Annotated in this window: 20 protein-coding genes and 1 riboswitch; of the genes, 8 read left to right on the top strand and 12 right to left on the bottom strand. The window is 55.2% G+C overall.

Going from position 1 to position 22,764, the window contains the following annotated elements:
* A complete protein-coding gene (locus ACI48J_RS05540; protein WP_405082065.1) occupies nucleotides 1-807 on the top strand; it encodes a histidinol-phosphatase in 807 nt (268 codons plus the stop codon).
* 181 nt (nucleotides 808-988) lie between these two features.
* Here ACI48J_RS05540 and ACI48J_RS05535 read toward each other — a convergent pair whose 3' ends face one another.
* Entirely contained in the window at nucleotides 989-1,306 is a 318-nt protein-coding gene (locus ACI48J_RS05535; RefSeq protein ID WP_326054094.1) for a hypothetical protein, read from the bottom strand.
* Nucleotides 1,307-1,818: 512 nt separating this feature from the next.
* Here ACI48J_RS05535 and ACI48J_RS05530 point away from each other — a divergent pair.
* Together ACI48J_RS05530 and ACI48J_RS05525 are read left to right on the top strand one after the other, a co-directional pair.
* Nucleotides 1,819-2,799: a cation diffusion facilitator family transporter gene (locus tag ACI48J_RS05530; protein WP_326054096.1), complete on the top strand. Its 981-nt coding sequence runs from the start codon at nucleotides 1,819-1,821 to the stop codon at nucleotides 2,797-2,799.
* Between the two features lie 143 nt (nucleotides 2,800-2,942).
* Nucleotides 2,943-3,941 carry a zinc-dependent alcohol dehydrogenase family protein gene (locus tag ACI48J_RS05525; protein ID WP_405082064.1) on the top strand — a complete coding sequence of 333 codons (999 nt, stop codon included), beginning with the start codon at nucleotides 2,943-2,945 and terminating at the stop codon, nucleotides 3,939-3,941.
* A 217-nt stretch (nucleotides 3,942-4,158) separates the two neighbouring features.
* Here ACI48J_RS05525 and ACI48J_RS05520 read toward each other — a convergent pair whose 3' ends face one another.
* The 4 genes from ACI48J_RS05520 to ACI48J_RS05505 form a co-directional block, all read right to left on the bottom strand.
* Complete coding sequence (locus tag ACI48J_RS05520; RefSeq protein WP_405082063.1) at nucleotides 4,159-5,043, bottom strand: EamA family transporter; 885 nt, start codon at nucleotides 5,041-5,043, stop codon at nucleotides 4,159-4,161.
* Between the two features lie 154 nt (nucleotides 5,044-5,197).
* Nucleotides 5,198-5,968: a succinate dehydrogenase iron-sulfur subunit gene (gene sdhB, locus ACI48J_RS05515; protein WP_326054101.1), complete on the bottom strand. Its 771-nt coding sequence runs from the start codon at nucleotides 5,966-5,968 to the stop codon at nucleotides 5,198-5,200.
* Nucleotides 5,969-5,970: 2 nt separating this feature from the next.
* On the bottom strand, nucleotides 5,971-7,743 hold the full coding sequence (gene sdhA, locus ACI48J_RS05510) for a succinate dehydrogenase flavoprotein subunit (protein WP_217558384.1): 1,773 nt from the start codon (nucleotides 7,741-7,743) through the stop codon (nucleotides 5,971-5,973).
* Nucleotides 7,736-8,413 (bottom strand): succinate dehydrogenase cytochrome b558 subunit, encoded by a 678-nt coding sequence (locus ACI48J_RS05505; RefSeq protein ID WP_042233415.1) that lies wholly within the window; start codon nucleotides 8,411-8,413, stop codon nucleotides 7,736-7,738. The genes sdhA and ACI48J_RS05505 overlap by 8 nt, the downstream gene beginning before the upstream one ends.
* A gap of 292 nt (nucleotides 8,414-8,705) precedes the next feature.
* On the opposite strand from ACI48J_RS05505, the gene ACI48J_RS05500 reads away from it, so the two are divergent.
* Complete coding sequence (locus ACI48J_RS05500) at nucleotides 8,706-9,605, top strand: LysR family transcriptional regulator (RefSeq protein ID WP_326054104.1); 900 nt, start codon at nucleotides 8,706-8,708, stop codon at nucleotides 9,603-9,605.
* Nucleotides 9,606-9,911: 306 nt separating this feature from the next.
* Nucleotides 9,912-10,133 carry a hypothetical protein gene (locus tag ACI48J_RS05495; RefSeq protein WP_405082061.1) on the top strand — a complete coding sequence of 74 codons (222 nt, stop codon included), beginning with the start codon at nucleotides 9,912-9,914 and terminating at the stop codon, nucleotides 10,131-10,133.
* Nucleotides 10,134-10,266: 133 nt separating this feature from the next.
* Here the strand turns inward: ACI48J_RS05495 and ACI48J_RS05490 are convergent, their stop codons facing one another.
* From ACI48J_RS05490 to ACI48J_RS05480, 3 genes are read right to left on the bottom strand one after another with little or no spacing between them, the layout of a single operon-like run.
* A complete protein-coding gene (locus tag ACI48J_RS05490; protein ID WP_405082060.1) occupies nucleotides 10,267-11,544 on the bottom strand; it encodes a cation:proton antiporter in 1,278 nt (425 codons plus the stop codon).
* 23 nt (nucleotides 11,545-11,567) lie between these two features.
* On the bottom strand, nucleotides 11,568-12,230 hold the full coding sequence (locus ACI48J_RS05485; RefSeq protein ID WP_326054108.1) for a TrkA family potassium uptake protein: 663 nt from the start codon (nucleotides 12,228-12,230) through the stop codon (nucleotides 11,568-11,570).
* 14 nt (nucleotides 12,231-12,244) lie between these two features.
* A complete protein-coding gene (locus tag ACI48J_RS05480; RefSeq protein ID WP_405082058.1) occupies nucleotides 12,245-13,588 on the bottom strand; it encodes a TrkH family potassium uptake protein in 1,344 nt (447 codons plus the stop codon).
* Nucleotides 13,589-13,644: 56 nt separating this feature from the next.
* Nucleotides 13,645-13,795, bottom strand: a riboswitch (cyclic di-AMP (ydaO/yuaA leader).
* Nucleotides 13,796-13,974: 179 nt separating this feature from the next.
* Here ACI48J_RS05480 and ACI48J_RS05475 point away from each other — a divergent pair.
* Nucleotides 13,975-15,633: a CPBP family intramembrane glutamic endopeptidase gene (locus ACI48J_RS05475; protein WP_405082056.1), complete on the top strand. Its 1,659-nt coding sequence runs from the start codon at nucleotides 13,975-13,977 to the stop codon at nucleotides 15,631-15,633.
* Nucleotides 15,634-15,892: 259 nt separating this feature from the next.
* Here ACI48J_RS05475 and uvrC read toward each other — a convergent pair whose 3' ends face one another.
* Nucleotides 15,893-17,914, bottom strand: a complete 2,022-nt coding sequence (gene uvrC / locus ACI48J_RS05470; RefSeq protein ID WP_405083183.1) for an excinuclease ABC subunit UvrC — start codon at nucleotides 17,912-17,914, stop codon at nucleotides 15,893-15,895.
* A gap of 163 nt (nucleotides 17,915-18,077) precedes the next feature.
* A complete protein-coding gene (gene trxA, locus ACI48J_RS05465; protein WP_009676258.1) occupies nucleotides 18,078-18,392 on the bottom strand; it encodes a thioredoxin in 315 nt (104 codons plus the stop codon).
* A 259-nt stretch (nucleotides 18,393-18,651) separates the two neighbouring features.
* Here trxA and ACI48J_RS05460 point away from each other — a divergent pair, with 259 nt between their 5' ends.
* Both ACI48J_RS05460 and ACI48J_RS05455 read left to right on the top strand, forming a co-directional pair.
* Nucleotides 18,652-18,798 carry a YqzM family protein gene (locus ACI48J_RS05460; RefSeq protein WP_103995858.1) on the top strand — a complete coding sequence of 49 codons (147 nt, stop codon included), beginning with the start codon at nucleotides 18,652-18,654 and terminating at the stop codon, nucleotides 18,796-18,798.
* Nucleotides 18,799-18,991: 193 nt separating this feature from the next.
* Nucleotides 18,992-19,999, top strand: coding sequence for a globin-coupled sensor protein (locus ACI48J_RS05455; RefSeq protein WP_326054113.1), 1,008 nt, complete (start codon nucleotides 18,992-18,994; stop codon nucleotides 19,997-19,999).
* Between the two features lie 136 nt (nucleotides 20,000-20,135).
* On the opposite strand, the gene dnaI is transcribed toward ACI48J_RS05455, so the two are convergent.
* A complete protein-coding gene (gene dnaI / locus ACI48J_RS05450) occupies nucleotides 20,136-21,086 on the bottom strand; it encodes a primosomal protein DnaI (protein ID WP_009676271.1) in 951 nt (316 codons plus the stop codon).
* A gap of 33 nt (nucleotides 21,087-21,119) precedes the next feature.
* On the bottom strand, nucleotides 21,120-22,628 hold the full coding sequence (locus ACI48J_RS05445) for a helicase DnaB (protein WP_326054115.1): 1,509 nt from the start codon (nucleotides 22,626-22,628) through the stop codon (nucleotides 21,120-21,122).
* Between the last annotated feature and the right edge of the window lie 136 nt (nucleotides 22,629-22,764).

Genomic DNA, 22,764 nt, shown 5'->3' with positions numbered 1-22,764 from the left:
ATGAAATTCGATCTTCATACGCACAATGAAAGATGCGGGCATGCAACGGGAACCATCCGTCACTACGTAGACGTGGCGGTGGAAGCGGGCTTGTCCGTGATCGGCATTTCGGATCATTCCCCTTATTTTTACAGCGAGCAGGACCAGTTGTTTCCCGGAATCGCCATGGCTAAGAGCGCCTTCGCCGCCTATGTGGAAGAAGTGCTCGGCCTGAAGAAGGAATATGCGGGCAAAATCGAAGTGCTGCTGGGCGTCGAATCCGACTTTTTCCCGGAGCATCTGGACCTGTACCGTTCCATGTATGAGAAATTCCCGTTCGACTATATTATAGGTTCGGTCCACCTGTCCGGCGGCGTCAGTATTTTTAACAAGAACCGGTGGAAAGGGCTCGACGACGCACAGCACATCCTCCATAAAGAGACCTACTACGATCTGATCCAGCAATCGGCAAGAGCCGGATTGTTTCAGATACTGGGTCATATCGACGCGATGAAAGGATTCTATCCCGCTTTCTCGGACATTCCGACTCCCAAAGTGGACGAAACCCTGAAAGTCATCGCGGATGAGGATGTGGCGATCGAGATCAACACTTCCGGCAAAACCAAAACCGTAGGCGGGTGGTATCCGTCCGATCTTATTCTGGAGCGCGCCCTCCATTACGGGGTTAAAGTCACTTTCGGCTCAGATGCTCATGTTCCCCAGCGTGTTGGCGACGACTTCGAACTCGTAAGCAAGCGGCTGAAAGAAATCGGGTTTAAAGAATGGTGTTTTTTCCGCAACAAAGAGCGGGTTCTCGTTACCCTGTAATTCCCCCCGTTCATAAAAGCAAAAGAAACCGGCCGTCAAACGGCCGGTTTTCTTTCGTTTCCGGGCAGAGAGTACTTGATTGCCCGAGCATTCTAGCCTTAACCGAAGCTGTGCAACCCGACTCCGGAGGATGCAGGGCCTGTGCGATCTGCTTTTGAAGCGTAACCGGCAAGCACGAAACTTACTGGAAGCGGTAGTTGGCGGTATTGTTATTTTGCTGGGAGTAGATAGCGGAATTGTTGAAAGATTGCTCCAGCTGCCCGCAAATTTGGGACACGTGCTGCATTTGTTGGACGGCACGGCTGTGGCCTTGAAGAGCGGTTTGAATAATCTGGCTGGCTTGACGCTCTCTTTGAGCGAGCTGTTCCAGCTGCTGCGCGTTCTGCTGCTCCTGCTGAAGCAGCTGCTGGTATACGGCACTTGCCTGCTGAGTTTGCTGGATAAGCTGTTGAACCGTCTGCTGACAGTGCTGCAGCTGTTGATTGTAGTTGTTATACATCGTGTAGTCCCTCCGGTAAACGTAGTTTGGGCACCTGCTTGGATGCCTGGAATAGTTTCTCCTCCCTACCGGAGATCATACAGAAAAAAAACGCTGCAAGTTCAGATACATCCCAATAGAATGCAGCGTGCTCATATTGCGGCTTCCGGATACTACGCGGCATACGCGGCAAGTCTCCAGACAAAAAAAAGCAGGCTTACCAACGGGGTAAGCCTGAAACGTTGTATATTAAAAAGGGGGTCTTGGTTATTATAATACCTCCCTTACATTATAGGAACGTAACAGAATTATTTCATTTATGTAACAAAATTGAAAGCGTTCTCTTATATTCCGACGGCAACTTCCCCGGTTTCGGCAGCATTCGCCTATGAAAAACCCGCTTTTGCCTATTTCATAGAACAGCCGTTGCAGGATTCCGGGACGTGACGTATAATTCCAACAGAACAACCTGGTGAAGAGTCTACTATCGTCCGTTCATCCATATAAAAAAAGCCGGAAAGCAGGTACAAGCCATGACCGATTTTCACCATCTTGACCATGTAAAGGAACAATCCACGTCCAAGCGTACGCTTTGGATTACCCTTCTCCTCACCTTATTTTTCACCATTGTTGAAGTTGTCGGGGGGATTATGTCGAACTCCCTCGCCCTGCTCTCGGATTCCGCGCATATGATCTCAGACGTCATCGCGCTCGGACTCAGCATGACCGCCATTTACCTGGCCTCGCGGAAACCTAACAGCCGCTATACCTTCGGCTTTCTGCGGTTCGAAATCATTGCCTCCTTCCTTAACGGGCTTGCGTTGGCCGTGATCGCCATCGGAATCCTTATCGAGGGAATCAAGCGGTTTTACGAGCCGCAGGACATTGATTTCAAACTTATGCTCATCATCTCCTCCATCGGATTAGTGGTCAATCTCGTGCTCACCCTGGTCCTGCACCGCAGTATGGAAGAAGAGGAGAATCTCAATGTCCAGAGCGCCCTGTGGCATTTTATCGGAGACCTGCTCAGTTCCGTAGGGGTTATTATTTCGGCGGTGATCATTTATTTTACGGGAATGCTGTGGTTTGATCCTTTGATCAGTATCGTAATCAGCTGCATTATTTTCATCGGAGGCAGCCGGATCATTAAGGAATCTTTCCTCATTCTGATGGAATCCGTTCCCGCCAAGTTCAATCTGGAGGAAATCCGCCGCGATATCGGCAATGTCGAAGGGGTCGAAGATGTGCATGAGATGCACCTTTGGGCGATCTCGACGGATCATTACTCTCTGACCGCGCACGTTTTTATCGACGACAAAATCCAGCCGTTCTGCATTATCCTCGCCATTAACGAAACGCTGAAGGAAAAATACGGCATCACGCATTCCACCATTCAGATGGAGCATGCGGGCATTCACCCTCACGGGGAATACGGCCGGGAATTTCTGAAACACCGGGAAGAGAAGCATCAGGAAGATTCTCTGGCTCCCGTTCAAAAACAAGCCATGACGTGAGACGACATGGCGCGCAAACACCGGAATCCCCTGCAAGGGGTCCGGTGTTTTTCACTTTAGCCGGGCTTGTACCATTCTTATGCCGGGTGTTTTATAATGGATCTAACGTACCCATACCAGCCAACCTACCGGAGGTGCTTCCCATGAAAGCAGTTCTTCTCGAAACATTCGGCGCGCCGGAATCGTTCTCCGTCGGAGAAATTCCGACCCCGGCCGTCCGGCCCGGACACGTGCTCATCCGCGTCGCCGCCAGCAGCGTGAATCCGATCGACGCGCGGATCCGGCAGGGCCTGATGCCGAATCTCGCTCCGCCCGCTCCCGCGGTCCTGCACGGCGATGTAGCGGGCACCGTCGAAGCCGTGGGCGAAGGCGTGACGAAGTTCCGGCCCGGCGACGAAGTGTACGGCTTGGCCGGCGGCTTCAAGGGCTTCGGCGGCGCACTCGCCGAATACATGCTGGCCGATGCGGAGCTCATCGCCCGCAAGCCCGCCTCGCTCACGATGAGCGAGGCGGCGGCCCTGCCTGTCGTGGCGCTTACCGCCTGGCAGGGCCTGTTCGACCGGGCGCGGCTTCAGCCCGGCCAGCAGGTGCTCGTGCATGCCGCCGCGGGCGGCGTCGGCCACATCGCGATCCAGCTCGCGAAATGGGGCGGCGCCGACGTCTTCGCGACGGCATCCTCCGACGCGAAGCTGGACATCGCTTCGCGGCTGGGCGCGGACGGCGTCATCAACTACCGGACGGAACCGGTAGAAGATTACGTCCGCAGATGCTCGGCCGGCGGCCAGGGCTTCGGCGTCGTGTTCGACACGGTCGGGAAGGACAACCTCGACCGTTCGTTCGCCGCCGCGCGCACAGGCGGGCATGTCGTCGCCATCGCCGCCCGCTCCACGCATGATCTCAGCCCGCTTCATGCGAAGGGGTTGACGCTGCACGTGGTGTTCACCGTGCTGCCGCTTCTGACCGGCGTCGGCCGCAAGCATCAGGGCGAGACGCTGGAGCGTCTTGCGCGCCTGGCCGACGAAGGGCATCTGCGCCCGCTGCTGGACGAGCAGCGGTTTACGTTCCGCGACGCGGCGGGTGCTCACCGCCGCCTGGAGTCGGGCGGCGCGATCGGCAAGGTCGTGCTGACGAACGACCTGTAGTCCGCGGATACGGGCCGAAACCGTAGGCAGCGGATGCAATAGTTGCAGCTACTGGAGCGGCTGCCGTGAAATGATGATTTTTTCGTAAGACTTCCAAGCCCCAAACCTCTCTCTTTAAGTTAAAGGGCCATCCTTGCATACGAAAAGAGCCGAAGCGCTGACGCGTTCCGGCTCTTTATATGTTTTCCAACGTAAAGCAATCCGCTGCGGGTCTAGATCAGGCTGGTTTGGGCTGCCCTGCTTTTCCTCTCCGCAGATGAGGATATGCGATTCCGAAAAGGATGAGCAGAACGCCCGCCCACTGCACCAATGACACGCTTTCCCGAAGCACCGCCGCCGACAGCACGACGGCTACGGGCAGCTCGGCAGCACCCAGGATGGAACCCAGACCGGTCCCCAGCTTCGGCATGCCGTAGTTAAAGCATACCGTCGGAATCACGACCCCGAACACTCCGACGAGCAGCGCATATTTCCAGAGTCCCTCTCCCAGCGCGCCGTTCCATATAAAACTCGGCGTATGATAAACGAATACGAGAAGAAGTCCTCCCATATTCATCATCAAAGTCCGGTTGATGGCCGGCACTCCCGTGCTCACCTTGCCGCTGAAATAAATAAAACCGGTGTAGGTCACGGCGGACAGCAGGCCAAGCACTACTCCGACTACCGGTAAATCGATGGAGCCGAGATCGGCCACGCCGGATGCCAGCCCCGTTCCGATCAATAGCAGCACGAGGGAGACCGCCTTCGCGCGGCTTGGTCTTTTGCGTTCCAGCACCGCTTCCAGAATGACGCCGATCCACGTGAACTGGAACAGCAGCACGATGGCGATGGAGGCCGGAACCGTCTGCAGGGAATTGTAATATAAAATGCCGGTCGAACCGGTTGTCAGCCCCACCATAAGCAGCGGCACCCATTGCCCCGGCCTCATTTTATGGCGGGAGAGCGTCAGAACGAGCACGAGCGAGATCAGCGTGCCGAACAAGTTCTGGGCGCCTACTACCTCACCCGGCTCGAAACCCGCGTCATACGCGAATTTAACGAACGTAGAGAGCATCCCGTAACTGCATGCTCCCAGGAATACAAGAATAATCGCTTTCCACATGATGGGATCCCCTTCTTTCTTGCCGAACTAAACGTCGTGGAACGCTTTATTTCATTAGCATGCCGCAGGTTTTCTTTTCATAACAAAAGCACTTCCGCGCGGGAAAAGCTGCGCGGAAGTGCCGTATACTTCATAATATGCCAGGTTGGCGTGCTTACATGCCCAACCATTTTTTGAACAGACGTTTCGTGGTGTCCTTGTTCATTTCTGCGATGGAAGTCGTGAGCGGAATGCCTTTCGGACAAGAACGCACGCAGTTCTGCGAGTTACCGCAGCCCTCGATGCCTCCGTCTTCCATCAGCGTATCGAGACGCTCGTCCTTGTTCATTTCACCTGTAGGGTGAGAGTTGAACAGACGGACTTGCGAAACCGCGGCAGGACCGATGAAGCTTGTCTTCTCGTTTACGTTCGGGCAAACTTCCAGACATACGCCGCACGTCATGCACTTGGAAAGCTCGTAAGCCCATTGACGCTTCGATTCCGCCATACGCGGTCCCGGACCCAGATCGTACGTACCGTCGATCGGAATCCACGCTTTCACTTTCTTGAGGGCGTTGAACATCCGGGTGCGGTCGATAACCAGGTCTCTTACGACCGGGAACGTACGCATCGGTTCTACGCGGATCGGCTGTTCCAGCTTGTCGATCAAGGCAGCGCACGCTTGGCGCGCTTTGCCGTTGATGACCATGGAGCAGGCGCCGCATACTTCCTCGAGACAGTTGGACTCCCAGCAAACCGGAGTCGTTTCGCCGCCGTCCGATTTTTTCGGATTGCGCTGAACTTCCATCAGTGCGCTGATCACGTTCATATTCGGACGGTACGGGATTTCAAACTCCTCTTTGTAAGGAGCCGATTCCGGGCTGTCTTGACGGGTGACGATAAACTTGACCGTTTTGCTTGGTACTGCTGTTTGCGCTTCGGCCATGATCAATGCCCTCCCTCTTTCTCTTTCTTCTTCTTGTCCGTAGTGTAATCGCGCTTACGCGGTGCGATAAGCGATACGTCTACGTCCTCGTATTCGATAACCGGACCTTCAGGAGTCCACTTGGCTTTGGTGGTCTTCAGGAAGTTATCGTCATCGCGTTCCGGGAACTCGGGCTTGTAGTGAGCGCCGCGGCTCTCGTTACGCAGAAGTGCTCCCAGTGTCATCGCTTCGGATAGTTCGAGCATGTTCCACAGCTGTCTTGTGAAGGCGACACCCTGGTTATTCCAGCGGGCCGTATCCGTCATGTTGATATTCTGGAAACGTTCTTTATATTCTTTAATCTTGACGATCGTCTCTTCAAGATTTTTGTTGTAGCGCACGACAGTCATGTTCGAAGTCATCAGCTCGCCGAGCTCTTTGTGGATGACATAAGCATTTTCCTTGCCGTCCATTTTAAGCAGGCTTTCGTAACGATCGGTATGCTTCTGCTTCTCGCGGTCGAACATGGCGGTGGACATATCTTCCACGTGCTTGTCGAGGCCTTGGATATATTCGATTGCTTTAGGACCCGCTACCATACCGCCGAAAATAGCGGATACGAGGGAGTTCGCGCCGAGACGATTCGCACCGTGAACGGAGTAATCGCACTCGCCTGCGGCGAACAAGCCCGGAATGTTCGTCATTTGGTTGTAATCGACCCAGATGCCGCCCATCGAATAGTGAACCGCAGGGAAAATCTTCATCGGAAGTTTCCGCGGGTCGTCGCCTGTGAATTTCTCGTAAATTTCGATGATACCGCCCAGTTTAACGTCCAGTTCTTTCGGATCTTTGTGGGACAGATCCAGGTAAACCATGTTCTCGCCGTTGATGCCGAGCTTCAGGTCGTTACAAACGTGGAAAATTTCACGGGTCGCGATATCACGCGGAACCAGGTTTCCGTAGGCCGGGTATTTCTCTTCAAGGAAGTACCAAGGCTTGCCGTCTTTATACGTCCATACGCGTCCGCCTTCACCACGCGCGGATTCGGACATCAGGCGAAGCTTATCGTCGCCCGGAATCGCGGTCGGGTGAATCTGGATGAACTCGCCGTTCGCGTAGTAAACGCCCTGCTGGTACACGGCGCTTGCTGCCGTACCGGTGTTGATAACGGAGTTCGTTGTTTTACCGAAAATGATGCCGGGACCGCCGGTCGCCATGATGACGGCATCGGAAGAGAAGGTCTGCACTTCCATGTTGCGCAGATCCTGGGCGGCAATCCCGCGGCAAACGCCGTCGTCGTCGATGACCGCGCCGAGGAATTCCCAGTGCTCGAACTTCGTTACGAGTCCCGCTGTTTCGAAACGGCGGACCTGCTCGTCGAGCGCGTACAGCAGCTGCTGGCCTGTCGTAGCGCCGGCAAATGCCGTACGGTGGTATTTCGTGCCGCCGAAACGGCGGAAATCCAGAAGGCCTTCCGGTGTCCGGTTGAACATAACGCCCATCCGGTCCATCAAGTGGATAATGCCGGGAGCCGCGTCGCACATCGCCTTAACCGGCGGTTGGTTGGCGAGGAAGTCGCCTCCGTATACCGTATCGTCAAAGTGCTCCCAAGTGGAGTCGCCTTCGCCTTTCGTATTAACAGCTCCGTTGATGCCGCCTTGGGCGCACACGGAGTGGGAACGTTTTACAGGAACCAGGGAGAAAAGCTGTACAGGCACACCCGCTTCCGCTGCCTTAATGGTTGCCATCAGACCGGCCAAACCGCCGCCGACGACAATTACTTTTGAATTAGCCATTGCTGGTCACCCCTCCGATCATTCCGCTAACGACAGGAAGCTCCTGAAATTGCGGGTCTTTAAATGCTACGAGAGATGCGATGAACATGACGGACATGACAAGGAACAAGCCGATCCAGATATAGGAAGACACGCGTTGGGCGCGTGGACCCACCGTGATACCCCAGCTGACAAGGAACGACCACATGCCGTTTGTAAAATGGAAAGACGCGGCGATAACGCCGATTACGTATATGGTCAGCAAAAGAGGCTGAGATACGATGTCATGCATCGTCTGTCCTAAGCGTTCATGCTCTACGTTGCCGATTGCCACTTGAAAGCGCGTTTCAAAGAAATGCCATGCCACGAACAGGAAGGTAAGAACCCCCGTGATCCGCTGCCATAAAAACATCTGGTTGCGGAAATAGCCGTAACGGCTTACGTTGTTGCGGGCCGTAAACGCTACGTACAGGCCGTAAACGGCATGGTACAGAAGCGGAATCCAGATCCCGACGATCTCGAGCACAAGCACGAGCGGCAGGCTGTTCAGCCAGTTGATTTGATCCACAAACGCTTCAGGTCCCTTAGTTGCTTCAAAGTTGGTAAGCAAATGCTCGATCAAGAAGAAACCAACCGGAATAACGCCAAGCAAGGAATGCAGCTTGCGGTTAAAATACGAGTTCTTGCCCATTAGTAATGCTTCCCCCCTCAAATTTTCGCCTCGACACGATACGTCTCGACAATTCCAGACAAAACCAAATTCCATTGTACTCCCCTGTCCGGGGACCGTCAACCGCCAAAAAAGGCACACTCATCGCTTTTTCCTGCCTCGGATTAGCGACAATGGGCCGAATTTTTTGTGAACAACTGGTGACATATACATCGTACCTCTTTATCGCTTATAATGGAATTGCTGTTTTTTTATATTCATTATAATATTTTTGCATAATAAGAAGAATTTAAACCCCGGGGAGGCACGGATTATGGAACATCTCGACGTTTTTGCTGTCGTTGTCGAACAGGCCAGCTTGAATAAAGCGTCGCAGGTGCTAAATTTGTCGCAGCCCGCCTTATCGCGCAAGATCATGAAGCTGGAAGAGCAGCTCGGCGTCCAGCTCTTTTCCCGCAAGGGGAAGCGCCTTGATTTAACCCGGGCCGGCGAAATCGCATACGAGTACGCGCTGGAGCAGAGGCAGGGCGAACGCCGCTTCCTGCAGACCCTGTACGAATATAAGACCGCCGGACGCCATATGAGCCTCACCATCGGAGCCAGTCTGACTACGCTGCAGACCACGCTCCCCGAGCTCGTGACGATGTACCTGGCGGAATATCCGTCCACGGATATGAAAGCTCTGACCGGCAAGACTCACGAGATCGTCATGATGGTCAAGGAGAAGAAAGTCGACATCGGACTCGTCGCCTCCTCCATCGACCAGCCCGGACTCGCCTGCGAGCCTCTTTTCGACGACCATCTCTGTCTGGTGCTGCCGCAGGGTCATCCTTACCTGGACCGCGAGGAGCTATCCATCGCCGATCTGAACGGCCTCTCGATGATCCTCTTCTCCAAAGGCACGTGGTACCGGGTGCTTACCGACGAGCTGTTTCACCGCTTTTTCATTTTTCCGGACGTCAAAATGGAAATCGACTCGTTCGAGGCGATCATGCGTCTCGTCGTTACGTGCCAGGCGGCTACGCTGCTGCCGAGGTCGTACCTGCACGACCGTTCGTCCGAGCATGACGGGCTCTGCGTCCTGGAATTGCCCGAGCTTATGAAAACGCCGCGGACCACCTCGCTCATTTTCGTGAAGGAAACTCACCAAAACGAGGCGGTCGCGCACTTCATCCGCAAGGCCAGGTCGCATTTCGCGGGCTTGAGCCAGTAAGCCGAGCCCCGGCAGAAGCCGCTGCCGAGCCAGTTTTATACGGCTATGCCTGTATGGCGGCTACGAGGCCAAGCCCTGATGCTCCAAAGGGCAGGCGGCAGTGCCTACACTGCCGCACGCACAGAACCTCCCGGCCCTGCACGGCCTGGCGAGGTTTTTTTTCGTCAAAGCTCGGTTAACTGTATTGTTGCCTTTTTATTGAAGCAGCGGGCAGCATAGTGGAATTGATTATTTCCGTTTGACCTTAACACTGGTGTCAGGGCTTATAATATTTGCATAACCTTCTGGAAAGGAAAAAGATAAGCAATGGATATTACTCCACAAGAAGAAACCATGATTAAGGCTCTCCGTGAGGCTGAATTACCTCCTTTATTTGTGCTCATACGAATTAGAAATGATATTTCAAATGATACTGTAAATGTCGAAGAGAGCCGAAGAGACGTCGTCGCAAAAACAATGGAAAAATACATCGACCCATTATGGAAAGACTATCATGAGGGGAAACATTCACAAGCCAAAGAAGAATGAACCGCCGAATTGGGCGGTTTTTCTTTTGGGCAAAATCAATCCTCAAGGATAACAGAGCCTTCGCCAAAAAACCGCCCCTGCGAGAGCAGAGGCGGTTTCCATTTTTCATCGTCCGGCAGAAAAACTTCTTCCATTATTGCGGCCCGGACTTCGCGGGCGGTACGCCATGCGGGCCTTTGCCGCCGCTGTCCTCTTCAAGGCCCAGCTTACGCGCCACAAAGGCCGTGGTGCTCGCCTGGAACAGGATGGTGATCAGAACCGCCATAAACGTAACGGAAGCGATCAGATCCGCATGGGCGATGCCCAGCCCCGCCACCATGCCGGAAAGCGCGGCCGGAATCACGCCGGTTTCCCTCACCCAGAACATGAAGACAATCTCTCTCCAGGTCCATTTCGCTTTGCGGTCCGGCAGCGCACAGAGAAGCACGACCAACGGACGGGCGATGAACATGAATACGAAAATAATGCCGAGGCTCGGCCACAAATACTTGAGCAGCAGCGGAAAGTTAACCTGGCTGCCGAGCAGAATGAAAATCAGCATGCGCATCAGCACGGTCACATTTTCCGAGAAATGGTTCATTTCCTGCTTTTTATCCTCCATATGCAGCTTGAAGACGTCGGAATTGCCCCAGATCAGCCCGGCCGTGAACGTGGCCATAAAACCGCTGACCCCCAGACGCTCACCCGCGAGGTAAGAGCCGAGTGCCGCCGCCAGCATCAGAATGGTGGCATAATCGCGCAGCAATCCGATTTTGACGTGCGCCGTCAGGAAGGCTCCCGCATACCCGACAATAGCGCCGACCGCCAGCCCGCCCAGCGCGGTTTTCACAAACTGCCAGGCGCCTGAAGCGACGGATACGTGCTCCGTTCCCAGAAGAATGGCGATCAGCGAGAAAGTAAGGATGGAGCCCGTAGCGTCATTGAATGCCGACTCGCTCTCCACCGTCTCGCGCACCTTGGTCCGGATTCTCACCTGCTTGAACACGGGAATGAGCGTAGCCGGATCGGTGGAAGAGATGATAGCTCCGAGAAGAAGCGCGTGCAGCCAGGGCAGGCCGAGAAACCAGTGGGAAGCGGCCGCGACCGCCGCGCACGTAAGGATGACGCCCGGTATACTAAGCAGCGTGACGGATATCCAGACATGCTTCAGCCCGCTCAGCCGGATATTGCGCCCACCGTCGAACAGAATGAGCGTGGAGCCTACGATCAAGATGATCTGGTTGGTCAGCGAACTGCTCGGCTCGGCGATCCAGTGAAACGCTTGTCCGAAAATCATCCCCGCGATCAGAAAAAGAGCCACATCGGGCAGGTGGAGCCACCCAGCCAATTTGCCAAACAACATGCCCAAGACGACAATCAGGATAAATAAATACAGCTCATAGTCAATGAGCTGTGTCAAAGCATTCTCCATGCGCAACGCCCCTTTCCCGCTTCTTAGCGGATTACGCGGCTCTCGAACGTATCGATCTGCTCTTTCGTGCCGATGACGACCATCACGTCTTTCTCGTGCAGGACATCTTCGGCGGTAGGCGCGATAATCACGTCGTCCGTCTTATTGATGGCGACGATACTGCAGCCGTACTTGGCCCTCGGATCGAGTTCCTTAAGAGTAAGGCCGGAAATACGGCGGGAAACGACGAGCTCCGCGATCGTGTAGTTTTTGGACAATTCGATGTAATCGAGAAGGTTGGGCGACACCAGCTGGTGAGCCACGCGCACGCCCATATCCCGCTCAGGGAAGATAATCCGGTCCACGCCGATTTTCTCAAGCACCTTGGCATGCTGATCGGTCAACGCCTTCGCGACGACCGTTTTAACGCCAAGCTCCTTAAGCAGAATCGCCGCCATGATACTCGCCTGGATGTTGTCCCCGATAGCCACGACGGCGCAGTCGAAATTGCGGACGCCGAGCGAGCGGAGAACTTCTTCGTCCGTCGCGTCCGCAACTACGGTATGGGTGAGTTTGTCGCTCATCTCGTCCACTTTCTCTTCGTCTCTGTCGATGCCCAGCACCTCGTGCCCGAGCTGAGTCAATTCTTGGGACAAGCTGGAACCGAAGCGTCCGAGTCCGATAACTGCATATTGAATGAAAGCCATTGTTTTGTTTCTCCTTAACCTATCGTGATTTTTCCTTCGGGATAACGGTACAGTTCTTTCTCGGCTTTAGGCTGCAGCGCATACGCCAATGTCAAAGGCCCGAGACGTCCGGCGAACATGGTCAGGACGATCATAACCTTGCCGAAAGCGGTAAGCTTCGTGGTCAGCCCCAGGGTGAGTCCTACAGTCCCGAATGCCGAGGTCACTTCATACAGAATCATAAGAAACTCGTGATCTTCCGTCGTAGACAGAAGCATGGTAACGAAAATAACAAGAAAGAGTGCAAACATCGTCAGAGTGATCGCCTTCAGGATGCGTTCCTTGCCGAGTCGGTTGCGGAAGAAGACGATATCTTCTTTGCCCCGCACCATCGCCACGATTGCCCCGACCAGCATCGTAAACGTAGTCGTCTTGATCCCGCCCCCGGTAGAACCGGGAGAAGCCCCGATAAACATCAGGATGATCATGAAAAATTGGGTGGCTTGGCGGAGAGAAGCGAGATCAAGCGTGTTCGCTCCCGCCGTTCGCGGTGTGACCGATTGAAAGAACGAAGCGAGAATCTTGCCGCCGAAGTCCAACGAACCCAGCGTTTTCGAATTGGAATACTCGAAGATAAAAATAACAAGCGCCCCGGTCACGATCAGAATGCTTGTGGCGCTCAGCACCACCTTGGAGTGAAGGGACAGCCTCTTCGTTTTCCGGTAATCCATCACATCGGACATCACGATAAAACCGATCCCGCCCAGAACGATGAGCGCCATCGTCACTACATTGGTAATAAAATCGTCGGCATAAGCGGTCAGCGAAGAGAATGGGCCGGTAATCGGTCCGAACAGGTCAAACCCGGCATTGTTAAAAAAGGAAACGGCGTGCCAGATGCCGTAGTACAGCCCCTTCGGAAATCCGAGATCCACCGACCAGCGGGCTGTAAACAGGACAGCCGCGATTCCTTCGATGCTCAGCGAGTAGATCAGCACTTTCCGGAAAAGGCGGACAATCCCTTCCATGCTGCCCTGGTTCAAGGCTTCCTGAAGCAGCAGCCTTTCGCGGAGCGATATCTTCTTGCGCAGGATGAAGGCAAAAAGCGTCGCCATACTCATGAAGCCGAGGCCGCCGATTTGAATCAGCGAAATGATGACAATTTGCCCGAACATCGTAAAATGCGACCCGGTGTCTACCACAACCAGACCTGTTACACAGGTAGCCGAGGTGGCCGTGAAGAGGGCGTCGATGAACGGAAGCGGCAGCCCATCCGTTGACGAGACCGGCAGCATCAGCAGGCCGGAACCGATGAGAATAATGAGGGCAAATCCGAGAACAAGGATCTGCGGCGGCGTAAATCTCGACTTTTTCAACACATAATTCCTCCTATATGAAGCACAAAAAAGACACTGGAAACCCACTGCCCTTTCGGTTATGGTTCCTGCTGTCGCCTACGAGGTTAGCTGACGGATTCGGATGTACAGGCCACCCTATTTACCCTGCCCTATTCAGGCACAAGCGGTAAAATTCACCCCAATGTATGGTTCCCCCGTTTTCCTGCGGAAATTCGGCGTATGAAGTTGCGCGAAGAATTGAATCATCCGCATTATATATCTGTTATTAAACAAGCACAAAGCCCTTTTAACCGGATTTTACGGGGGGAAACCCGGACAATCTTCCTGCAGCTAACTGGGAGTCACGAATTGGCATCCTTACGCAAACTGTGATACGGTAAAAAAAACGATCGGAGAAGGAGCTGACCATGAAAAAATACGGTCTGGATAAACCGCTGCTGCTGCTCGCCCTGACCGGATTCCTTCTGTATGCGGCCGTAGTTTTGATCTATAATACCGGGGCCGCTCCCGCCGGTTCCGATCCTTACGAAACGGCAGCCTCCATTACGAAAGAACAAGCCGCGGAGGCAGCGGTCGCATGGCTGCGGCAGAGGCAGGACGCCGATACCGTAAACGGTTCCGGCGTCGCTGCGGGCGAAGGGGCTCCCGGCACATTCGTCAGCTATCAATCGGAGAAGGAACTCAGCGGTTACCTGACCAAAGAGAAGCTTCAAACGTTGTATGACAAGAGCTACGCCAGCCGGGTCCCTGTCGATTACTACCGCGTCGAAGTCGCCGAGGCTTCCCCTTCGGTCAGGAAGTGGGTCATCGATATCCATATGACGACGAAAGCCGTCATCGGCTGGTCAAGCATCGGCGGCGAAGACCGGGCAGCGGTGTCCGCCGCCGATGCGGAGAAGCTCGCCCGGGAAGCGATAGCGAGGCAGGGCTACGAAGAGGCGGAGTTCGAGCGGATTAGCCCGCCTGCCGCCAAGTCCGGTCTGCTGCTGTTCGAGCGGCGGAAAGAGCCTGTCGGGGACGCTAAGCTGACGATCGGCGTGAAGCTGGACGGTTCCTCCGTTTCCTCGTTCATCCAATCGTTCCGGCTCCCCGACGCTTTCACGTCTTGGCTGAAGCATCAAGAGGATACCGCCTCCATGTGGACCCGCATCAGCTTGTGGGGCAACGGCCTGATGGCTCTGATCGCCCTCGGCTTTACCGTCCTTAAATGGAGGACGGTCGATTTTTCCCGGGGCGTCCTGCTGACGGCGGTGTATGCCGTAATCTACGTCATGAACAACATCAACATGTATCCGGCATATAAAGCCGGCAGTACGCTGACGAGCAGCGGCCAGGAAGCGATGCTCTCGATCGTCCTGATCAACTTCGTGACGCTGCTGATGGCCGCAGCCGTCTACTTCTCTTTCACGGCGGGCGAAGCCTTGTGGAGACGCGAAGGAAAGTCCGTCATGCCCCGCTGGCGCGATGCCGACTTCGGCTCGCGCGTAACCCGCAGCATGGCGCAGGGTTATCTGCTCTGCCTGTTCCTGCTCGGCCTCCAGCAGGTACTGTTCCTGGTGGCGGAGAAAGGCTTCGGCGTCTGGTCGGTGAACGATCCGATGTCGTCTCCCCGCAACATGCTGCAGCCCGCTCTGCTCCCGCTGATGGCTTGGGCGGCGGGCATCTCCGAGGAGGCCACCTTCCGGCTGCTCGGCATCGCCCTGTTCAGCAGGCTGCTCCGGTTCAAATGGCTGGCCGTGCTTCTGCCCAGCCTCATCTGGGCGGCGGGACACACCGCCTACCCGATCTATCCGGTGTACACCCGGCTGATCGAGGTAACGGTGCTCGGCCTCGTTTTCGGCTACGCCTTCCTGCGGTACGGGTTCCTGACCGCTCTGTTCGCCCATACGGCCATGGACAGCATCCTTATGGGCCTGTCCCTTCTCACGGGCGAAGGACTGGCAGCCGGCACGCCTGCGCTCGGCCTGCTCTATATGGCGCTGCCCGCCGCCGTCGCCCTTGCGGTATCCTGGCTTCACAAGCTGAGATTTGTGAACGGAAGCAGGCGGAACCGGCGGACCGTCTAGAGAGCCGGCGGCTTTTGTCTGGAGCGGGGCGGCGGACCGCCTGCCGGCGGCAAACCGCCCGGACTCTTCGATACGGCAGCCCGGACACGGCGGCAGTGCGATGTCACGGGCATGCGACACATCGCCGCGAAGACCTTAACGGAGCGGCACGGCGCAAACGGCATAACCGTGCGGCTGCGGCAAGACCCGGAAACCGGGCGGAAGTGCAATCACCGCCGACTTGCGCCGAACAAAACGCCCAAAAAATAGAGGAACCGTCTCAAATGGACGGTTCCTCTTGTTCTTGTTCTCCCCGCAGAGCGGTCAATATTTGTGCGGCGAGTTTCTCGCCGATCCCCAGAGGCCGGAAGTCTTCGACCGCGGCCTCTTTGATTTTTTTAACGGACCCGAAATGCTTCAGCAGCAGCTTCCGGCGTTTCTCCCCGATACCGGGAATGGCATCGAGCTGCGAAACGACCATCGACTTCGCCCGCCGCTCCCGGTGGAACGTAATCGCGAAGCGGTGGACTTCGTCCTGGATCCGCTGAAGCAGGTAAAATTCCTGGCTGTCGCGCGGAATAGGAACGACTTCGGCGGGGTCGCCGGCCAGAAGCATCGCGGTTTTATGCTTCACGTCCTTGGACAGGCCGCACACCGGTACGAACAGCCCAAGCTCGTTCTCCAGCACGTCGATAGCGACCGACATCTGCCCTTTGCCGCCGTCCACGATGATCAGATCGGGCAGCGCCAGGTTCTCCTTCAGCACCCGCTCGTAACGGCGGCGGATGACTTCCCGCATGGACTCGTAATCGTCCGGTCCCTGCACCGTCTTGATCTTGTACTTGCGGTATTCCTTCCGGTCCGGCTTTCCGTCCGTGAAGACGACCATTGCGGCCACCGGGTCGGAGCCCTGGATGTTCGAGTTGTCGAACGCCTCGATCCGCGTGACAGGCCCCGTGCCGAGCCAGCTGCCGAGGTTCTCGACAGCCAGCACCGTGCGCTGCGCATCCCGCTCGATGAGGCGGAACTTCTCCTCCAGGCCGACGCGCGCGTTGTCCCTGGCCATGTCGACCATCTGCTTTTTCAGCCCGCGCTGCGGAAAATGCACTTTCACCTTCAGCCAGCTCTCCAGCGCTTCCTTCACGTCTTTCTGCTCCGCGGTCGTCGGCATGCCGCGCGAATCGGAACCGGCGTGTTCCTCGGCTTCCTCCGGGAGCAACGACGGCGAGGATGCCTCTTGCGAGGCTTCCCGCAGGCTATCCGGCGATCCGCCGTCTTCTCCGGCCTGCCTCACAGCGGCGCCCGCCGCTGCCTCCATACCGGCGCTCAGGCTTTCTGCCGGAAGCTCCTGCCGGCTGCGGCCGGGCAGGAAGATTTCCTTCGGCAGCGCCGGGTTCTCGCTGTATACCTGCATCACGTAAGTGATGAAGTCCTCGTACTCGTCTCCATAGTACGGGAACATGGTCACATGCCGTTCGATCAGCTTGCCCTGGCGCATGTACAGAATCTGCACGCACATCCAGCCTTTATCGGCGACGTAGCCGAAAATATCGCGGTCCACCACATCCGTCGTCGTAATCTTCTGCTTCTCCATCACCGCGTCGATGTTCACGATCAGATCGCGGAGCTCCTTCGCCCGCTCGAAGTTCAAATCCTCGGCCGCGGCATGCATCTTCGAGGTCAGCTCCTGCTTGACCTGTTCGTGGCCGCCATTGAGGAAGCGCACAATCCCCTGCACCATCTCGTCATTCTGCTGCTGCGTGATATCATGCTCGCACGGAGCGAGGCATTGACCCAGATGATAATACAGGCAGACGCGGTCCGGAATCGTTTTGCACTTCCTCAGCGGATACAGCCGGTCGAGCAGCTTTTTCGTCTCCTGCGCGGCAAAGGCGTTCGGATAAGGCCCGAAATATTTCCCTTTGTCTTTGACGATCTTGCGCGTCACTTCCAGACGCGGATGCTCTTCATGGGTAATTTTGATATAAGGAAACGACTTGTCGTCTTTAAGCAGCACATTATATCTCGGATAATGCTGTTTAATCAGATTGCATTCCAGGATAAGCGCCTCGATGTTGCTTGAGGTCACGATATATTCGAAATCACGGATTTCCGACACAAGCCGCTGTGTCTTCCCGTCATGGCTTCCGGTAAAATAAGAACGCACGCGGTTTTTGAGCACTTTGGCCTTCCCCACGTAGATAATCGTGCCTTCCGCGTTCTTCATAAGATAGCAGCCCGGCTTATCCGGCAGCAAAGCCAGCTTGTTGCGGATATGCTCATCGCTCTCCTCGCGGGTCATTCTGTGGAGAGGTTCTCCCCCCCGTTCTTCCGTCACTGCCTCTCCCTCCTTAGGCTTCCTGTATCCAAAATGGTCCTGTCTTTATCGGATAAATGACAAAAAAAGCTCCTTTTCAGCATAGCAGAAAAAGAGCTTTTTCTCATCGTTTGTTTGCGCGGGGCAATTATTGGTGACGGGAAAGAACGTTCTTGAGCGCGTCCTTCGATTGGAAACCGACAACTTTATCGACCGGTTGACCGTTTTTGAATACGATCAGAGTCGGGATGCTCATAACGCCGAAGCGGGAAGCGGATTCCGGATTGTCATCCACGTTCACTTTCGCGATTTTCAAGCTTTCTTCCTCTTTAGCCAATTCTTCCAGAACCGGTGCGATCATCTTGCAAGGTCCGCACCATGGTGCCCAGAAATCAACGAGAACCGTGCCTTCTCCTTCTACTTCGCCTTTAAAGGATTGGTCTGTTACGTTTACGATCGCCATGATTTCTTCCTCCTCATTTATCTAAAAGTTCATCGAAATCCTCAGCGGATCCGGATATTGTCAACATGTAAAGTATACCACAATGTGTCGGTTTTTCAACCGAACAGGGCAAGCCCTAAAATCTGGAAGTCTCCGGGTTGTGCCAACTTTGTCATGCTTTGAATCTCCGGGCATCTTTACAAGTTTCGCGAAAAGTGGGTATACTGGCAATAAGCCTACGTCTGCTTATTTTCGGGCGGACAAGTGAGGAGGAACAGGCATGAGCGATCCTAAACATCCGGAACTTCATCTGAATGAAGAGCCCCGCAACGATTTTATGGATGTTGCCCTCGGTTTTGGCGGATTCTTCGCCGTTTTGATGATCATTTTCATCATTGGGGTCATTATTAAACTGGTGATCGGATAATCCGGACCGCCTGAAAGAAACCTGCTGCATATGCGGACAGGTTTTTTTCTTGTTTTCCGGCGTTTTATCGGGAGAAAAATACCTTTTGGCAGCAATCAAGCAGGACTTTGGTCTCAAAACGGAGAATTCTGGTAAAGGGCCATTTACGCCCTTCCTAATAACAGATGAAACTAGAGAAAATGGGGTGCCCTTTTTGATTCAATTGTCTGATGACCGGATGAAGCAGGTCCGTTTTACCGGTATAACCGAGAATGACCTGCAGCTGCTAAAAGCAAATGAACCCGCTTTCAAAGAAATCGTGGAAGAGGTGGTGGAGCAGCTCTACGAGCAAATCGCCGCCGAACCCGAACTCAGAGACCTGATCTCGCGGCACAGCACGCTGGAGCGCTTGAAGCAGACGCAGGCGGATTACTTCCTGTCCATGACTTCGGGCGTACTGAACGAACAGTATATCCAGAACCGGCTGATCGTAGGCAGAGTGCATTCCCGGATCGGTCTGACAACGGAATGGTACCTGGGAACCTACATGCTGTATCTCGATCTGTCCCTCCGTCATTTCAAGCGTGTCCTTCCGGACGGAGCCTGGCTTGAAGTTGTCCATGCCCTGACGAAAATGTTCAACCTTGACTCGCAGCTCGTTCTGGAAGCGTACGAGCAAGACGAGAAAGCTAAAATACAACAGCTGGCCGATGACCAGGCCATTATGCTCTCCGGCATCTCCAAAGCCGTTCAGGACCTCGCCTCCATGATGGTCGAGCTGAGCAGCAGCAGTCAGATCGTGGCCGAGACGGCCGTACAAACCGCGGAGTCCCAGGACAAGTCGCATCAATATTTAAAAGACCTGGAGGAAGAAGTCGGCCACATCCACGCGATGGGCGCTCTTATGAAGGAAGTGTCCGAGCAGACTCACCTGCTCGGACTCAATGCGGCCATCGAAGCGGCCCGTGCCGGCGATGCCGGGCGCGGCTTCGAAGTCGTCGCCAACGAGGTGCGCAAGCTCGCTTCCCGTTCCCGGGAATCGCTGGAGCTGATCGAGGACAAGCTGACCGCGATTCGCACGATTCTCGGCACCGTACACGGCGAGTCCGAGCAGACGTCGATCTACGCGCGCACGCAGGCCGCAAGCTCCCAGGAGCTGAGCTCGTTCGTCCAGATGGTCGAACAGGTCGCGCACGATCTGGAGCGCCTCAAAAAGAAATAAGCCGGCCGGCTTCCCGCCGGCTTCACCTTCCCTGCTCCACGGCATGCTGGCGGCATACCGCGGAGCAGGACCACAAGAGCCGCCTGCGGATCATATCCGCGGCGGCTCTTGTGGTACACGAACAAACGAGCGGCAGCTAGGCCCCCCGTTTGTTATATCCGTCTACGGTCACGACTTCGACGTATGGCCGCACCCGGTCCATAATCCGCTGGCCTTTGTACTCTTCGTCGCCGTCTTTGTTCGTGAAGCTGAAATGCTTCTCCAGGGCGTCCAGATCGTAATTGGACGTAAAGAACGTCGGCTTGCGGTTCATCCGGTAGTTGAGAATCGCTCCCAGGACATGGTCGCGCAGCCACGGATTGAGATTCTCCGCTCCGATATCGTCGAAGACCAGAAGGTCCGTCTCCTTCAGCAGCTCGATCGTCTCCTTCAGCTTTTGCGGCTCCCCGAACATCCCCTTGAGATCCTCCGCAAAATCCGGCATATATACGATGGCTCCCGTAAAGCCTTTTTTCGCCAGCTGATAAAGCATGTAGCACATCAGGAACGTTTTGCCCGTACCGAAGGAGCCCTGCAGGTAAAGCCCTTTCTTCTGCAGCCCTTCTTCCGTTGTCCGCATCACATAGTCGTTCAGGAAATCGACGGCCTTGGCGCGCTCCATATCCGTCCGCAAAATATCCGTGTACGTATGCTCCCGGCTGAGCGCCTGCTCGTCGATGTGAAACGTGCGGATCCGGCTGCGGATCGCATCCTGGGACTGCTTCGCTATAAATTTGCGGCAGGCCGTTTTCTCTTCATGAATATAAGTCCGGCCGCCGTTGTCTTCCACGTTCAGCATCGTATAATGCCCCTGCATATCGTTCGGGCACCGCTCCAATCCCGGGCAGTTCAGGCAGTTCTTATGTTCTCTCGCGTACTGGTACAGACGGTTCATGTTGATTTTGAGCGTATGGTCGTCCAGCTGCGGATACTGTCCGCGGAGCTTCAGGATCAGCGGATCCTCCAGCACCTGTTTGGCCTGTTCCTCCGCCCTCTGCATCCAGCTGCTCTTGGGCATTTGTTTCAACATATCGGACAGGGATTCCATCGGGGTTCCTCCTCCCGCCATTGTCTAGAACTCTCAGGAATTAAACATTTCATCGAGCTTCTTCGCCTTGCGCAGCATCGCTTCCAGCTCTTCTTCCGTCACGCGGGACGTCTGCCCCTTGTTCTGGACGATCGGAATCTGCGGCTTCATCTGCTTGCCTGCCGTGCGCGCTTTCCCTTTGCCGGCGTAACCGCCGGAAGCTTTGGCCGCCGCCGCTTTGGCTGCCGCCTGCTGCCGGAACTGCAGCCGCTGGCGCACATATTCGACGGCCTGCTCGAACGAGGCGATCTGCTTGCCGAGCATGTCCGAAGCGACCGCTTCGATGGACGACTTGGCCCACGAGCGCTTGTCGATATGGATATAATGAATCAGGACATTAATGACTTCTTCTTTAAGCTTATAATTGAGATCGATTTTCTCGAAAATATCCAGAACGCCGTTCGGAACCGGACCTTGGGTGAAAAAGCTTTGCAGCACCAGGGTGTAAGGTTCGTTCTTAAGCAGCGAATTGTACTGGTGCTCGTTGTGCGCTCCCTGCAGGAAAGCCGGGACCTCCAGGTAGTACTGCATTTCCACCGACCGGGTTCCTTCTTCGGAATCGGCCGCATTGTCCCCGGCGTCGCCCGGCTCTGCGCGGTGAAGGAAACGCTCGCGCTCTTCCTCTCTCTTCTTTCCCTGGCGGAAATACAGATTCGCCTTGTACTGCAGGGAATCGATCTGGAGCTCGCCGTCCTCGTCGAACATTCCGTCCTCATCCAGCAGACGGACCGTTTCCTGCAGAGTCAGACTGTATTTCCTCGCTACCATGTTAATGGAGATCATCGTTTCGGGCTTGTACTTCAGATTCTCGACATAGATGCGGTTAAACGACTCCCGGGGATACCGGGTGATGAGATCCGCATACGCGTAGCCTTTGGTCGTCACGTCAAGCGCCTGCGCCGCCTGTTTGCCTGCCGACGCTTCGTACAGAGCCTGCTCCAGCTCGTAGTCGATCACCTGGGTGTTCAGGCGGAACAGCTCGTAGAAAGGCACCGACAAATTCTCGCTGTCCGCTCCCGCCAACTCCGCGGGCTCCGGCATCGTAAGCTCGTCGCGCAGCGACAGCAGCAGAAACTTGCCGATTTTGTCCCGGAGGAGCAGGGTCAGATGCTGATTGCGGAAAAATTCGTTCGGCGAAAGCGGGCAGGACAGCGTGTACTCATAGATGTAATCATCCTCGTCCTGCATGTAAATGCGAGACGTCTGGAGCAGCCCGACGGCCTCCAGCTTCGAGGACTGCTCGATGAACAGCTTGCGGCTGCGCTCGCCGGGATCGAGTTCCAGCGATAAAAAAAGCTTGCGCTGCTGCTCCAACCCGGCATAGCCCGTTTTGTCCGACGGGACCTGCTGGTAGAGCGTATGGTACAAGCTGACGGCATAGCCCCCGATCATCGGCTGATAGATCGAAGACAGCATTTTATAATCAAGACTGCTTAACGCGAAATCCCGGTATACGCAGAACCGGTGATTCTCTGTAAAATGCAGCAAATTGGTCAATCGCATAGCATCAAACTCCATCCGTACCTTAAAAGGTCTGAACATCATTTTACCACAAATCTCGACAGGGAAGGGAATGAAAAATGTTACCTGGCCTTAATGACGAGGGGCCGCCCCGACTAAAGTCTAACTCCAAAACCGC

The organism is Paenibacillus chitinolyticus, assembly GCF_045038035.1.
Classification (GTDB): domain Bacteria; phylum Bacillota; class Bacilli; order Paenibacillales; family NBRC-103111; genus Paenibacillus_F; species Paenibacillus_F chitinolyticus_A.
The sequence above is the reverse complement of the archived record's forward strand: the minus strand, read 5'-3'. Positions and strand labels throughout refer to the sequence as shown.